Genomic DNA, 12604 nt, shown 5'->3' with positions numbered 1-12604 from the left:
GAAAACAGGAATGCCCGGCCAAACGTTGCAGCGCGGCGGTAGCTATACGTAGGCAAGCGCCTGGCGGGCTACTTGGTGATGGTGAAGGCGGGGAAGGCCGGGAGTCCTTTGTCCTTGAGGTTAACAGTCAGAGCCGTGGAGGCGCTGGCCGTGATGTCCTTGCGCGTGGTAATGTCCTTTTGCGTGTTGGTGTAGCACGTGCAGCAGCCGTTGCCATCCAGATTTCCCTTCAACGCTACCTTATCAATAACCAAGGCGAAGGCCGGGCTCTTCCGGTGTGGGGCCGGATAATAGCACACGTAGTACTGGTATTGGTCGAGCTTAGCCGTGCTCACCTGGCCAAACGGCGTGCTGTTGTTGATAACAATCGTGTCGTAGGCCTGGGCTACCGAGCGAATCAGGGTCACGGTTTCGGGCTTGGTGCCGGGGTTGGAGCCGCTGGCCGGCACGATTACCAACGGATAGCGCTGAAGCACAATCGTATCGAGGTCAGCTCTAATGGGAAAGTCGGTCTGTGAGAAAACTAGCTTGATGGCATCCGCCTGGGCTTCGCCGGGGCAGTCGCACACGTTATTGGCGCAGCAGCCGGGCAGCAGCCCGAGGCCCAAAAGCAGAATGGCAGAAAACCGGAAGGGCAGGAGGTGGGTCATGGTAATCCCAAAGATAAGGCCCGTCGCGCCCACTGCCCGGAACCGGGAGGCAGGGCACGACGGGCCTTTTAATGCTAACTCAGAAGAGGAAAAAAACGAGCGTTAACCCAAGGGTTAGCGGCTGCCCGTCACCACCGACGAGGCCGGCAGGGTGGGGTTTTCCACGGTGCCGCCGGCCATCAGCAGGGGGCGCAGGCGGGTGGTGGCAGTATCGAGCTGGGGCCGAATCTGGGCCATGGCGCTGCGCAGGGCAATAACGTCGGCCAGGCGGGGCGCGGCCGTCTGCGAGTAGCCGTGGTACATGGCCACTTTCACTTCCGAGGTGCCCGTGCCGAGGTAGGAGCCCAGCAGGTTGCCGGCCGCGTCGCTCACCTGTACTTCAGCTTGCAGCGTGGTTTTATACCATTCCAGTGGCACGCCCACCACAGCGGGAATCATGAAGGTGAGTACCTGCAGGCCCTGCACGGCGCGGCCGGTGCGCAGGGTGCGTACCTTCTTCACTATCAGCTTGGCGTAGCCGTACGTGGCCGAGTCGGTGGGTTCCGTCAAATTCACCCGGCACTCCTGCTGAAATAATTTCAGCGGGTCTTCGGGCAGAGCTCCGTCGTTCATCGCCAGCGGGCCCTGGTCGGCCAGAATTTCCAGCGGCGGCAGGCGTTTGGAGATGGCCGCCGATGGCGTGCCTTTCATCATAGTCTTGACCGACACGCAAGCCGGAGCCAGCAGTAGCATCGGCGAAAGAGCCAGTAATGCGAGAGGACGGACGATTTTCATAGGCGGAAGGTAGAAAATTATATCGTAAAAATCAAATATTACAACAAAAAAATGCCTTTGCCAAACCTCTTGCAATTACTTCAAAGGCATGGTGTAAAATTAGATGATTTACATCAACCAGTTGGCATCTGCTCGGTAAAAGGCTCAAAATACCCCTTAAAAAGAGGAATTCAACCGGCCAAGCCACTTGTTTAACTTGGCTATTATTGAAAAAGTTCTATTGCGAAACGGCTGCCGGGTCGGGGCCATGGTAGCCGTCTACAAATTCTCCTTCCCAACGGGCTACGACGGCCGAAGCTAAACAGTTGCCGAGCACGTTCACGGCCGTGCGGGCCATATCCATCAGGGCATCAATGCCCAGGATGATGAACACCGGCCAGGCCGGCAGGTTGAACGATGCTACCGTGGCCAGCAGGATAACCAGCGAGGCCCGGGGCACGCCCGCCACGCCCTTGCTGGTGAGCATCAGCGTGAATACCATGAGCAATTGCTGGCCGAAAGTGAGCGGCACCCCGGCAGCCTGCGCTACGAAAACGGCTGCCAGCGAAAGGTATAGCGTCGTGCCGTCGAGGTTAAACGAATAGCCCGTCGGCATCACAAAGGCCACGATGCGGCGTGGCACGCCGATGCTTTCCATCGCTTCCATGGCCCGGGGCAGGGCCGCTTCCGAGGACGTGGTGGCGAAGGCGATGCTGACCGGCTCGGCCACGGCCGCGATGAAGCGGCGCAGCGGCAGGCGGGCAAATAATGCTACCGGCAGCAGCACCAGCAGCACGAAGGCAATGAGCGCCCCGTAGAGCGTGAGCAGCAGCTGCAAGGCATTGAGCAGCGGGGCGAAACCCATTTTGCCCACCGTGTAGGCCAGGGCTCCGCCCACGCCCAGCGGTGCGAAATACATCACCACGTTGGTGAACTTGAACATGACTTCCGACAGGCTTTCGCAGAATTCCAGCATCACGCGGCGCGGGCGCTCCGGGGTGAGGGCCAGGCCGATAGCGAAGATGATGGCGAAAATAACCACCTGGAGCACCTGCCCTTCGGCCACCGATTTGGCAATGTTCTCGGGGAAGATGTGCAGGATGATGTCGGCGGCGGTCTGGGGGGCGGCGGCGGTCAGGGCTTCTTCCTTCACGCCAACCTGACTGATGCCCACGCCGGCCTTGGTTAAGTTGATGGCAGCCAGGCCAATGAAGAGGGCAAACGTGGTGACGACTTCAAAGTAAACCAGCGCTTTGAGGCCCATGCGGCCCACCTGCTTCAGGTCGGCGTGGCCGGCAATGCCGACTACCAGCGTAGCGAAAACCAGCGGCGCGATGATGGTTTTTACGAGGCGTAAGAAGGCGTCGCTCAGTACTTTGAGGTTCATGGCTACGCCGGGTGCATCATGCCCAAGCTCGATGCCGATGAGCATACTCACCACAATCCAGAGGGTGAGGGAGCGCCGGGGGGCCACGGCGGCGGCAATGGCCAGCAGGGCCAGCCAGCGGGCCGCTACGGGCACCACGGGCGGCAGGGCCAGCATCTGGTTGGCGGCGAGCACGGTGAGCACACCAGCCAGCAGCACCATAAAAGCAACGAGGAGTAAACGGGATTTTGCCATGCAATTGAAAAAGGCCGTGAATACGGAATGAGGCCTCAAAGAACGGCATTATCCCGCCACCAAGCCCGACCGTGCCCGTTGGGCACTACCGGAAGCCGGCTGCGGGATTTGTTTTAAGGAAGCAATAGGGCCTATTGATTTCTTCCCATCGGTCTAATTCTGCCGTTGGTTGGCACCGAAATAAAATTCTGCTTCTTTCGAGCAGTTTCCAGCAGCTTTTTAAGCTGATGAAGCAAAAATTTCGTTTAATGCCCCGAATTCTCCGTGGTTGTTGCGTTACCCGTCGGTAGCGCTTGCTGCTCAAGCCCCGGTGATGCTGCTTCCCTCTCGCTCATGCCTATCTGGACCCTCACTCCGCACCTGCTTCCGCTTCGCTACGTTTGGAAAATATCCCGCAATGCCTCGGCCACCAAAACCAATCTGGTGCTGCGCGTGGCCGGCCACGGCCAGCAGGGTACCGGCGAGGCCGCGCCCAATGTCCGCTACGGCGAGTCGCCGGAGTTGCTCCAGGAACAGTTCGCCATCCTGCTGGCCAATGGCTTAGCCGAAGTCACCGCCTTGTCGGAGCTTGATGCCCTGCTGGCTACCAACCCTGTAGCGCATGCCCTGAGCTTTGCCCTCGAATCCGCGCTGGTTCAGTGGCTGGCCGCTTGCGCCGGGCAGCCGGTGTGGCAATGGCTGGGTGTGCCGCCGCCCGCTGCCGCCGTGCCCACGGCGTTTTCCCTCCCCATTATGGAGCCGGACGAAGTGGCCGGTTTCCTGCGTGAGCAGGATGCCGCCCGCTTTCAGCTATTAAAAATCAAAGTAAACCAGGCTGGTGGCCTCGACCTGCTGCGCGAAGTGGCCCGCGCTCTGCCCGGCCACGCCCTGCTGGTAGACGGCAACGAAGCCTGGCCCGATGCCGACAGCGTACTACGCTTCCAGGAAGCCGCCGCTGCGGTGCCCGGGCTGTATATAAAACTACTGGAGCAGCCCCTGCCCGCCGCCCTGGCCGACGACTACCGCTACCTATGTCCCCGCAGCAGCGTGCCGCTCATCGCCGATGAGTCGGTGACCGATGCGGCCGACTTTGCCGAAATTGCTCAGCAATTCCATGGCGTGAACGTGAAGCTGATGAAAGCCGGCGGCTTCCGGCGCGGCATCGACCTGCTGCGCCGTACCCGCGCCCACGGCCTGCTGCCCATGCTGGGCTGCATGGTGGAAACCAGCGTGGGCATCGCGGCCGCCCTCGAAATCAGTGCCCTGGCCGAAGTGCTGGACCTGGATGGCTTTCTGATTGTGAAGGATGAGCCGTTTGGGCTGGTGCGGGAAGAAGCTGGGCTGCTGCGGCGGGCTTAGGCCCGGCCTGTCAAGTTGCTGCCATAATAAAGAAGCCCTGGCGGGGCGACATATTGGTAGCAACGGCCGATGCTAGCGTAACAAAGCCCCAGCGGGGCGACACTCGGTTGGTGAGTGTCATCCCGCCGGGGCTTTCAGGTTTTTAGCTATTCGGGCTTACTACCGACCTGCTAGAAGTCGGTGCGCTGCTATTTGGGTTACTTAGGCCCGTTCAGTTGCGCGTCAAGCTGCTTGAGCTGGTCGTCGATGGCCTTGGTATCAGGCTTGGTGGGCTGGCCCTGGCTGAGCACCTGGATTTTCTGGTTGAGCAGCTCAATCTTTTTATTGAGCAACGACACTTGCATGGCGGGGTCGGAGAAGCCGGGGCCGTGCTGCACGTAGGGCTCGAACTTGGTGCCGGGGGGCGTGGTGGGCGGCGTGCCCTCGCCCCGGGCGGCGGCGGCGCTGGCGGGGGTGGCAAATACCACGCCGCCGTCGGGCTTCACGTAGTCGCCTTCGTGCAGAGTGATTTTCTTGCCCTGAGGGTTGATTTTGTCGGCGGGCATTTCTACGATGCCGTTTTTGTAGTTGATTTTCACGCCGCCGGCCAGCTTCACGTTTTGGGTGAGGGGCGTGGTCTGGGTGCCCTCGCGGCGCACTACTTCGCCGTCAAGCATTACAAACTGGGTGCGGCTGGTGGTTTGCACCGGGAAGCCGCCAGCCTGGGCAGCGGCCAGGTGTGGGGCAGTGGCCAGGCAGCCAGCGGCGAATACGAGCAGGAAGAAACGATTCATAGCAATACAGGGAATGGTGAATGTGCGGGGATACGGATTTTAGGCCCCGGCGGTAGGGCAGGAGGAGCAGAAGGCTAAACTTTTTAAAATAATTGGGAACGATGTTGTGACATTAAATGTATGTACATTATATTTGCATCCGATTCCACTGCCTACTATGCGCATCGAAGACGAAATCAAACAGCCCATTTTCCGCGACGAGCACCAAAAGGCCTTTATCAATCTGATATATACGGCTGGCTGGTTGCAGCTACGGCAGGCGGCGGCGTTCAAGCCGTTTGGCCTCACTTCGCCGCAGTTCAATATTCTGCGCATTCTGCGCGGGCAGCACCCGCTGCCGGCCACGGTGGCCCTGCTCATCGACCGGATGCTGGACAAAACCAGCAACGCCTCGCGCATCGTGGACCGCCTCGAAGAAAAAAAATTAGTGACCCGCACCGTGTGCCCAGCCAACCGTCGGGCCGTCGACATCCGAATTACCAAAGCTGGCCTCGATTTGCTCGACCAGGTGGAGCAAACCGGGGTGCTGTACACCAAAGAAAACATGGCGCTGAACGAGGACGAGATGCGCCAGCTGAACGCCCTGCTCGACAAAATGCGAACGGTGGAATAAGCCGTTTTTCAACAACCTAAATCGCCGGAATTCCGGCACGCTTTTTCGTTGCGGCCCGGCCGTGATGCTTACTTCAACTCACACTTCTTACCTTTTTTCAAATCCTTGTTTAAGATGAAAAAATTCCTCTTGCCCGCTCTGTTTGCCGTTGCCACCATCGGCGCAACTTCCGCTGCTTCGGCTCCCAAAGTAGCCACCGCAGCTCCGGCCCCCGCTTACAAGCTGCAGCCGCAGCTGAGCACCCTGGGTTGGGAAGGCAAAGCCGTAACCCACGGCCACGTGGGCACCATGCAGTTCTCCGACGGCGACCTGCTCGTGAAAGGCAACAACATCGTGGGCGGCACCGTGACCGTGAACATGAAAACCATGGTGGCCACCGACATCAAAGATGCCGAAAGCCAGGGCAAATTTGTGGGCCACATGAGCAGCGACGACTTCTTCGGCGTGGCTACTTACCCCACTTCGACTTTCAAAATTGCCAGCGTAACGCCCATCAAAGGTGCCGCCGCCAATGCCGATAACGTGACCATCGCCGGCGACCTGACCATCAAGGGCGTGACGCAGCGCATCAGCTTCCCCGCCAAAGCCGGCGTGAAAGACGGCGTGGCCGCCGCCAGCGGTAAGGTTACCATCGACCGCACCAAATTCGGCCTGAAATACGGCTCGAAGTCGTTCTTCGAAAGCATCGGCGACAAAGCCATCTACGACACGTTCGATTTGACTTTCAACGTAATCGCCAAGAAAGCATAATTGCGGTTTTCACAGCGAATAAAAAAGGCCTGCCGGATTCGGCAGGCCTTTTTTTGTGCGTTTTATTCCGGGATTTCGAATTTTCGGGGCAAGTCGAATTTTAGGTTGTGGCTTTTCTTGCGGCTGTGCAGCTCGCGCAGCACGTCGTCCAGCTCCGACTGGTATTCGACCCAGAGGTCTTCGTGCAGGCTTTTGAGGATGAGGGCGGGCAGGCGGGCAGCCAGGCGGGCGGTGGCGTTGTAGAAACCGTCCCACACGCTGTCGAACTGGCCCGAGTAATTATCGATGCACTGGCGCAGGATGTAAAGCAGCAGGTCGATTTCGAGCTGCTTGTTTTTGGTGATGCGGCGGGCGCGGGCCGCTTCCTGCACGCCGGCGCGCACGGCCTTCACGAGGCTGCGGTTGAGCAGGCGGCCGGTGACGGCTACGGCAAATAGCTCGTGGATGCGGTCGGCGGTTTCTTCCTGAATCTGGCCCAGGGTCACGTCGGCCAGTAATTCGAAGCGGAAGGTTTCGTAGAGTTCGGCGTCGCGGCGCACGGCGCGGAGCAGGAGGGCTTCCTTTTCGGGCTCGGAGAGGCGCTTGAGGGCTTTTTTGAAATCGGCGGAGGGAACGGGCATGGCAAGCGGATGCGGAAAAGGAGCGGGCCGGCGAAAGCTGACGCGGCGAAACGGAAAACTACGCCCGAAAACGGCGGGGCGCGGGACAAATCTCCGGGAACCAACGAAACGAATAAGACGGATTGGGGGTTATTACTGGCTATCTCACGCGGCCTTTCCTGCGTAAATTTGCCCTATGAATACCCGTCCGCAAATTGATTACGAAGATGACGTTCTACTGCTGGAAGAAGCCGTAGAGCTGCGCAACCTGGTGGTGTACAACGACGACATCAACACCTTCGACCACGTCATCAAAACCCTGATGGACGTGTGCGGCCACCAGCCCGAGCAGGCCGAGCAGTGCACCCTGCTCATCCATTACAAGGGCAAGTGCGCCGTCAAAATCGGCACCTACGAGGAGCTGGAGCCTCTTTGCACCGCCATTCACGACCGCGGCATCTCGGCCGATGTCGTTTAGCCATCCATCCCATTTAACTGAATGGAGTTCCCCTCAAAACTGATTGAAAACGCCGTCGGCGAGCTGTCGCGCCTGCCCGGCATCGGCCGCAAAACGGCCCTGCGCCTGGCCCTGCACCTGCTGAAGGCCGAAATGGACACCACGGCCACCCTGGCCGAGGCCCTGGCCAAGATGCGGTTCGAAATCACCTACTGCAAAACCTGCCACAGCATTTCCGATGCCGAGGAGTGCGGCATCTGTGCCAACAAATTGCGCGACCACAGCCTGGTCTGCGTGGTGTCGGACGTGCGCGACGTCATCGCCATCGAAAACACCGGCCAGTATAAGGGCGTGTATCATGTATTGGGTGGCGTGATTTCGCCAATTGAAGGAATTGGCCCTTCCGATTTGCACATTGATTCGCTGGTAGAGCGGGCTGCGGGCGAAGACTCGGAAGTGCGCGAGGTTATCCTCGCCATTTCGCCCACGATGGAGGGCGACACCACGGCCTTCTACCTCTCGCGCCGCCTGCGCGACCTGCCCAACGTCCACATCAGCACCATTGCCCGGGGCATTCCGATGGGCGGCGAGCTGGAATACGCCGACGAAATCACCCTCGGCCGCAGCATCGTGGACCGCCTGCGACAGGCGCGGTAGGTGCGTAAGATATTTGCAGGCAACTACCTACCCACTCCTGAATAAGGCAGCAAGCCCCGGCTCTTACCAGAGTCGGGGCTTGCTGTATAAATAACCTGGAGGAAGAAGATGGCAAAGCACGGTGGGCCGATACCAGCGCCAGCAGGTACTTCCTTGCGTTGTAATCACTTCGTGGCCATTGCTTTGCCGCCTATCCGCACCGACTGGCTGTCCACCACAACCCATTGGCCGTTGCGGCGCACAAATACGTGCATCCGGCGGTAGTCCCCGCTGGTGTCTTTGCCTTTGTCCATGCCGGCGACATTGATGTCGTGCCGAATAATTGCCACGTCGGGGCCGAAAAAACGCACCGAATAGTTGGAGGTTTCATTAGCCGTGGTCTTGGATGCCCCTGATTCCATATCTTTTAGCATCTCAGCCTTGGTGGCTACGGTGCCATCGGCCTCCGTGAATAGGCAGTCATCAGCCACGAATTTCTTCATGAAAGCCATATCGTTATGCAAAGTGGCGGCAGCCCAGTCTTTGTCGAGCTGGATAATCATGGCTTTCATTTTGTCGTTGCTGGCGGACGTGCCGGTCCCTTTCTGCGCGAAGGCGGTTGAAAAGCTGAAACCGATGAGTAAAAGGGCGATGATGATTTTCATGGTTCGGTTATTTTAAGGATTAAACGGCCCGGACACATCATAACCCCATGTCACGATGACAAAGCTTAGATGAATATACAAATTATTGTATATAGACATATTTAATCAATAAAAAGATAAAGCCGAAATCAAGCGGTTACGTCTCCGCTGCATAAATCGGTTGGCTTAGGCGATGCTTCGTGCTCGCAGCGGTAGCGGGCGGCACAATGCGCGTTCTACACGTAATTTCGCGCCCCGTGGTCAAGCTCTCCGTCGTCATTGTCAATTATAACGTCTGCTATTTCCTGGAGCAGGCGCTGCTCTCAGTGCGGCGGGCCGTGGAGAAGCTGGGCCAGCCGGTGGAGGTGTTCGTGGTCGATAACAACTCGGCCGATGGCTCGGTGGCCATGGTGCGGGCGCGTTTCCCGGAGGTCATCCTCATTGCCAACCGCGACAACCCCGGCTTCTCGAAAGGCAACAACCAGGCCCTGCGCCGCGCCACCGGCCAATACCAGCTGCTGCTGAACCCCGATACCGTAGTAGAAGAGGACACTTTCCGCGCCTGCTGCGATTTCATGGACGCGCACCCCAACTGCGGCGGCCTGGGCATCAAAATGCTCGATGGCCAGGGCAAATTCCTGCCCGAAAGCAAACGCGCCCTGCCCACGCCGGCCGTGGCTTTTTACAAGATGTTCGGGCTGGCGGGTGTTTTTCCGAAGTCGCGCACCTTCGGGCGCTACCACCTGGGCTTTCTGGATAAGGATGAAACCCACGAGATTGAGGTGTTGAGCGGGGCCTTCATGCTACTGCGCAAGGCCGCGCTCGACCAGGTGGGGCTGCTCGACGAAGACTATTTCATGTACGGCGAGGACATCGACCTCTCGTACCGCCTCACTCAGGGTGGCTGGAAAAACTATTATTTCCCCGGCACCCGCATCATCCACTACAAGGGCGAAAGCACGAAGCGCACCAGCGTGAACTACGTATTTGTGTTCTACCGGGCGATGGTGATTTTTGCCCAGAAGCACTTCGCGCCGGGCCGAGCGGGCCTGTTTTCGCTGCTCATCAACGCCGCCATCTGGCTGCGGGCCGGGGCGGCCGTGGCCGAGCGTCTGGCCGTCCGCGCCGCCCCGCTGTTGCTCGATGCCGGCCTGATTTGGGGCGGCATGTACTTCCTGAAAACCTACTGGGAGCACAACCACAAGTTTGTACCCGGCGCATATCCGCCGCAGTACATGACGATGGCTGTGCCGGCCTACATCGCGGTCTGGCTCACGTCGGCCTACCTCAGCGGGGGCTACGACCAGCCGGTGCGCACCTCGCGGGTGGTGCGCGGCATCTTCATCGGCACGCTGCTGATTTCGGCGGCCTCGAATTTTCTGGATGCTTGGCGATTTTCGAAGGCGCTCATTATTTTGGGCGGGGCCTGGGCCGTGGCGGCGCTGGTGGGCCGGCAATTGGTAGCCCACTTCATCAAGTATAAAAATCTGCATCTGAGCGAGCGGCGACAGAAAAATATTGCCATCGTGGGCTCCGGCCCCGAGAGCCGCCGCGTGCGCCAGCTGCTGGATGCCGCCCAGGTATCGGCCCGCGTGATTGGCTACGTGAGCGTGGGGGAGGAGGCTGAGCCCTCGGCCGCGCCGGCCGGGGACCATTCGCTCCGTCACTCCGTCACGCAGTCGCTCTTGGAGCCGCTGGGCGAGCTGCGCCAGCTGGACGACATTATCCGCCTCTACGCGTTGAATGAGTTGATTTTTTGCGGGAAGGACCTGGCCGCGAGCCAGATTATCGCCCTCATGCTGGGCCTGCCCGCCGAGCCGCCCGTGGCCTACAAAATCCTGCCTGAGGACAGCCAGTACATCATCGGCAGCAGCAGCAAAGACTCGCCCGGCGACTATTACACCCTCGACATCGCCCTGAACCTTTACCAGCCCCAGCAGGCCCGCGCCAAGCGTCTACTCGACCTGCTGAGCAGCGCCAGTTTGCTGGTGCTGAGCCCGGTGCTGGTCTGGTTTCAGCCGAGAAAAGTGGGGTTCCTGCGCAACTGCGCATCGGTCTTGCTCGGCCGGCGCACCTGGGTGGGCCTGCGCCATCTCGAAGGCCCGGCCCGCGCCGTGCCCGCCGTGCTCTCGCCCGCCGATGCCGCCAACTCCGCAACGCCCCTCAATGAGGTAACGCGCCGGCGGTTGGAGTTGCTCTACGCCAAAGATTACGAGCCCGGCACGGATTTGAGCGTGCTCTGGCGCTGCTGGCGCCGTCTAGGGCAGTAGTGCCGTAGCGCGGACTTTTAGTCCGCGAGTCCATCGGTTCCACTCGCGGACTAAAAGTCCGCGCTACTGCGCTGCTGCCGTACCTTTGCCGTCCCATTCACCGTTGCTCAATATGCCCGATACCACCACGCTCGCGCCCGTTTCGCCGCTCTCGCACCGCCTGCTGGCGATGAACGAATCGGCCACCATCGCCATGGTCAAAAAAGCCCGCGAGCTGATGGCCAAAGGCATCGACATCATCAACCTGAGCTTCGGCGAGCCCGATTTCCAGACCCCGCAGTACATCAAGGACGCCGCCAAGCAGGCCCTCGACGACGGCTACACCTTCTACACGCCCGTGCCCGGTATCCCGGAGTTGCGGCAGGCCATCTGCGATAAATTCAAGCGCGACAACCAGCTCGATTTCCAGCCCAACCAGATTGTGGTGAGCACCGGGGCCAAGCAGGCGCTGGCCAACGCCGTGCTTAGCCTGGTCAATCCGGGCGAGGAAGTCATCGTATTCGCGCCCTACTGGGTGAGCTACGAGGAGATGGTGAAGCTGGCCGAAGGTGTGCCCGTGACGCTGGTGGGTACCCTCGAAAACGAGTACAAGGTGACCGCCGCGCAGCTCGAAGCCGCCATCACCCCGCGCACCAAGCTCATCATGTATTCCTCGCCCTGCAACCCCACGGGCGCAGTTTTCAGCCGCGAGGAACTGGGCGAAATCGCCGAAGTGCTGGCCCGCCACCCGCAGGTCTACGCCTTGGCCGATGAGATTTACGAGTACATCAACTTCGTGGGCGAGCACGCCAGCCTGGCCCATTTCGAGGCCATCAAAGACCGGGTTATCACCGTCAACGGCTTCTCGAAAGGCTACGCCATGACGGGCTGGCGGCTGGGCTACCTCGCCGCCCGGCAGGACATTGCCGCCGCCTGCGAGAAGATGCAGAGCCAGATTACCTCCGGCACCTGCTCCATTGCCCAGCGGGCTGGGCTGGCCGCCCTGCGCGGCGGCCGGTCTTCGGCCGATGAGATGGTGGCCGCCTACCGCCGCCGCCGCGATTTGGTGCTCGACATCGTGAAGGACATCCCCGGTTTCAACACGCCCACGCCCAGCGGCGCGTTCTACATCTTCCCCGAAGTCTCGGCTTATTTCAACCGCCTCGCGCCGGATGGCAGCACCATCGCCACATCTATGGATTTGGCGCTGTACCTGCTGAATGACGCGCACGTTTCGGCCGTGTCGGGTGACGCTTTTGGGGCACCGGAGTGCATGCGTTTTAGCACCGCCGCCGCCGATGACAAGCTGGTGGAAGCCTTCCGCCGTATCAAAGCCAGCCTGGCAAAGCTGGGTTAATTATAAACGTCATGCAGAGCGCAGCGAAGCATCTCGCGTGCTCAAGTAAATCCAATCGATTGAGTTAGTTAAAGCACGCGAGATGCTTCGCTGCGCTCTGCATGACGTTCTTTCGGGCGTCGCAAATTCAGCGAAACCTTGCGCGAAACTTCCCTCACCGACCT

Annotated in this window: 13 protein-coding genes; 7 read left to right on the top strand and 6 right to left on the bottom strand. The window is 59.8% G+C overall.

The window, feature by feature from the left end; genetic code table 11:
* Positions 1-68: 68 nt before the first annotated feature.
* The 3 genes from AAFH49_RS08345 to AAFH49_RS08335 all read right to left on the bottom strand — a co-directional run bounded on the left by AAFH49_RS08345 (position 69) and on the right by AAFH49_RS08335 (position 3024).
* A complete protein-coding gene (locus AAFH49_RS08345) occupies positions 69-650 on the bottom strand; it encodes a hypothetical protein (RefSeq protein ID WP_342297266.1) in 582 nt (193 codons plus the stop codon).
* A 114-nt stretch (positions 651-764) separates the two neighbouring features.
* Complete coding sequence (locus AAFH49_RS08340; RefSeq protein ID WP_342297265.1) at positions 765-1424, bottom strand: hypothetical protein; 660 nt, start codon at positions 1422-1424, stop codon at positions 765-767.
* A gap of 217 nt (positions 1425-1641) precedes the next feature.
* Positions 1642-3024 carry a dicarboxylate/amino acid:cation symporter gene (locus AAFH49_RS08335; protein ID WP_342297264.1) on the bottom strand — a complete coding sequence of 461 codons (1383 nt, stop codon included), beginning with the start codon at positions 3022-3024 and terminating at the stop codon, positions 1642-1644.
* A gap of 333 nt (positions 3025-3357) precedes the next feature.
* Here AAFH49_RS08335 and AAFH49_RS08330 point away from each other — a divergent pair, with 333 nt between their 5' ends.
* Positions 3358-4362 (top strand): enolase C-terminal domain-like protein, encoded by a 1005-nt coding sequence (locus tag AAFH49_RS08330; protein ID WP_342297263.1) that lies wholly within the window; start codon positions 3358-3360, stop codon positions 4360-4362.
* Positions 4363-4559: 197 nt separating this feature from the next.
* Here the strand turns inward: AAFH49_RS08330 and AAFH49_RS08325 are convergent, their stop codons facing one another.
* Positions 4560-5135 carry a DUF6799 domain-containing protein gene (locus tag AAFH49_RS08325; protein ID WP_342297261.1) on the bottom strand — a complete coding sequence of 192 codons (576 nt, stop codon included), beginning with the start codon at positions 5133-5135 and terminating at the stop codon, positions 4560-4562.
* A gap of 157 nt (positions 5136-5292) precedes the next feature.
* Here AAFH49_RS08325 and AAFH49_RS08320 point away from each other — a divergent pair, with 157 nt between their 5' ends.
* Both AAFH49_RS08320 and AAFH49_RS08315 read left to right on the top strand, forming a co-directional pair.
* Positions 5293-5748: a MarR family winged helix-turn-helix transcriptional regulator gene (locus tag AAFH49_RS08320; RefSeq protein ID WP_342297259.1), complete on the top strand. Its 456-nt coding sequence runs from the start codon at positions 5293-5295 to the stop codon at positions 5746-5748.
* 114 nt (positions 5749-5862) lie between these two features.
* Positions 5863-6498, top strand: a complete 636-nt coding sequence (locus AAFH49_RS08315; RefSeq protein WP_342297257.1) for a YceI family protein — start codon at positions 5863-5865, stop codon at positions 6496-6498.
* 62 nt (positions 6499-6560) lie between these two features.
* Here AAFH49_RS08315 and AAFH49_RS08310 read toward each other — a convergent pair whose 3' ends face one another.
* Entirely contained in the window at positions 6561-7118 is a 558-nt protein-coding gene (locus AAFH49_RS08310; protein WP_342297256.1) for a hypothetical protein, read from the bottom strand.
* Positions 7119-7293: 175 nt separating this feature from the next.
* Here AAFH49_RS08310 and AAFH49_RS08305 point away from each other — a divergent pair, with 175 nt between their 5' ends.
* On the top strand, positions 7294-7575 hold the full coding sequence (locus AAFH49_RS08305; RefSeq protein ID WP_342297255.1) for an ATP-dependent Clp protease adaptor ClpS: 282 nt from the start codon (positions 7294-7296) through the stop codon (positions 7573-7575).
* 21 nt (positions 7576-7596) lie between these two features.
* A complete protein-coding gene (gene recR, locus AAFH49_RS08300) occupies positions 7597-8211 on the top strand; it encodes a recombination mediator RecR (protein WP_342297253.1) in 615 nt (204 codons plus the stop codon).
* Positions 8212-8375: 164 nt separating this feature from the next.
* Here the strand turns inward: recR and AAFH49_RS08295 are convergent, their stop codons facing one another.
* On the bottom strand, positions 8376-8855 hold the full coding sequence (locus tag AAFH49_RS08295; protein ID WP_342297251.1) for a nuclear transport factor 2 family protein: 480 nt from the start codon (positions 8853-8855) through the stop codon (positions 8376-8378).
* 236 nt (positions 8856-9091) lie between these two features.
* Here AAFH49_RS08295 and AAFH49_RS08290 point away from each other — a divergent pair, with 236 nt between their 5' ends.
* Both AAFH49_RS08290 and AAFH49_RS08285 read left to right on the top strand, forming a co-directional pair.
* Positions 9092-11104, top strand: a complete 2013-nt coding sequence (locus AAFH49_RS08290) for a glycosyltransferase (protein WP_342297249.1) — start codon at positions 9092-9094, stop codon at positions 11102-11104.
* Positions 11105-11216: 112 nt separating this feature from the next.
* Positions 11217-12440, top strand: a complete 1224-nt coding sequence (locus AAFH49_RS08285; protein WP_342297248.1) for a pyridoxal phosphate-dependent aminotransferase — start codon at positions 11217-11219, stop codon at positions 12438-12440.
* The last annotated feature ends 164 nt before the right edge of the window (positions 12441-12604 follow it).

It is taken from the genome of Hymenobacter segetis, assembly GCF_038448715.1.
In the GTDB taxonomy this organism is placed as follows: Bacteria; Bacteroidota; Bacteroidia; order Cytophagales; family Hymenobacteraceae; genus Hymenobacter; species Hymenobacter segetis.
The sequence above is the reverse complement of the archived record's forward strand: the minus strand, read 5'-3'. Positions and strand labels throughout refer to the sequence as shown.